Annotated in this window: 4 protein-coding genes; all 4 read left to right on the top strand. The window is 69.1% G+C overall.

Translation table 11 applies throughout. From position 1 onward, the window contains the following. Positions 1–114: head-tail joining protein (locus tag BMW67_RS16265; RefSeq protein WP_425433844.1), on the top strand; the 114-nt coding region annotated here is incomplete at its 5' end. Between the two features lie 6 nt (positions 115–120). Beyond that, positions 121–750 (top strand): DUF6441 family protein, encoded by a 630-nt coding sequence (locus tag BMW67_RS15230; RefSeq protein WP_072748557.1) that lies wholly within the window; start codon positions 121–123, stop codon positions 748–750. A gap of 59 nt (positions 751–809) precedes the next feature. Next, positions 810–1,067, top strand: a complete 258-nt coding sequence (locus BMW67_RS15225) for a type II toxin-antitoxin system ParD family antitoxin (protein WP_072748558.1) — start codon at positions 810–812, stop codon at positions 1,065–1,067. Then, on the top strand, positions 1,064–1,399 hold the full coding sequence (locus BMW67_RS15220; RefSeq protein ID WP_072748559.1) for a type II toxin-antitoxin system RelE/ParE family toxin: 336 nt from the start codon (positions 1,064–1,066) through the stop codon (positions 1,397–1,399). The genes BMW67_RS15225 and BMW67_RS15220 overlap by 4 nt, the downstream gene beginning before the upstream one ends. The last annotated feature ends 41 nt before the right edge of the window (positions 1,400–1,440 follow it).

The raw sequence follows: 1,440 nt of genomic DNA, 5'->3' as shown, positions 1-1,440 counted from the left end.
AACCCGCGCCCCGATGACCGGATCGAGCTCGACGGCGAGGCCTTCCTCATCCAGGGCGAACCCGTCCGCGACCGCGAGCGGCTGGTCTGGACCGTGGACCTGCGCACTGCGTGACCTGCGATGAAACTGAAGCTCGACATCACGCCCAACCTCGTCGCCGCCATGGCGGCAGAGGTGAAGGCGGGCGAAAAGGCGGTCACCGCCGCCATGCGCGAGGCCGGGATCGGGCTCAAGTCCGCCTGGCGCGGCCAGATCACGGGTGCCGGGCTCGGCCGGCAGCTCGCCAACTCGATCCGCAGCCAGACCTACCCGAAGGCCGGCGAGAGCCTGAACGCCGCGGCGCTGGTCTGGTCCAAGGCCCCGGTCATCGTCGGCGCCCATGACACCGGCCCGTTGATCCGGTCCCGCGACGGGTTCTGGCTGGCGATTCCGCTGCCCGCCGCCGGCAAGGGGCGGCGCGGGGCAAAGCTGACGCCCGGCGAATGGGAGCGTCGCCGTGGCCTGCGCCTGCGCTTCGTCTATCGTCAGAGGGGGCCGAGCTTGCTCGTTGCCGACGGACGGCTCAACACGAAGGGACTCGGTGTCGCCTCCCGCTCCAAGACCGGCCGAGGCCGCGCCACCTTGCCGATCTTCCTGCTCGTCCCGCAAGTCAGATTGCCGAAGCGACTCGAGCTCGACCGCGACGCCGAGCGGGCGCTCGACAGCGTGCCGGGGTTGATCGTGGCGAACTGGGTTGAAACCCGCCTCTGAAGCCCATGGTCGACAGTTCCCTTCGATTGGCATATATTGCCAATGAAGGAGAAATCGTCATGGCCACGAGAAACGTCGTCCTCACCGAAAGCCAGTCCGCGCTGGTCGATCGCCTGGTCGCCTCGGGGCGCTACCAGAATGCCAGCGAAGCCCTGCGCGCGGGGCTGCGGCTCCTGGAAAGGGAGGAGGCGCAACTCGAGGTCCTGCGCGCGCGGCTCGAGACCGGCCTCGACGAGGCTCGGCGCGGCGATCTGGCCGAGGGCTCGGGTGAAGAGGCCATCCGGCGGGCCTTCCGCGCTGCGCGGTCCGCTCGGTGAGCGGCAAGCCATGGCGCCTGACGCGGGCAGCCGAAGCATCGCTCATCGACATCGCGCTCTGGACCATCGAGACATTCGGCCCGCGACAGGCCGAAGCCTACGAGGCCGACCTGATCGAGCGCTGCGAGGCGATTGCGCGGAACGAGGCGCCATGGCAGAGCTGCAGCAAGGTCATTGATCCGCGCCTGCCCGAGGATCTGCGCTTCACCCGCTGCGGGGAGCACCTGATCGTGTTCGTGGATGAGCCCGACCGGGTGATCATCGTCGATTTCCTGCACGGCCGGCGCGATCTGCCCGCGCGGCTGAGCGAACTGGCGCGCCGGGACGACTGACCGGACCCATCTTGTCGCTTCGAGGCTTCGATGCCCACCCC

This window comes from Oceanicella actignis (genome assembly GCF_900111545.1).
In the GTDB taxonomy this organism is placed as follows: domain Bacteria; phylum Pseudomonadota; class Alphaproteobacteria; order Rhodobacterales; family Rhodobacteraceae; genus Oceanicella; species Oceanicella actignis.
The sequence above is the reverse complement of the archived record's forward strand: the minus strand, read 5'-3'. Positions and strand labels throughout refer to the sequence as shown.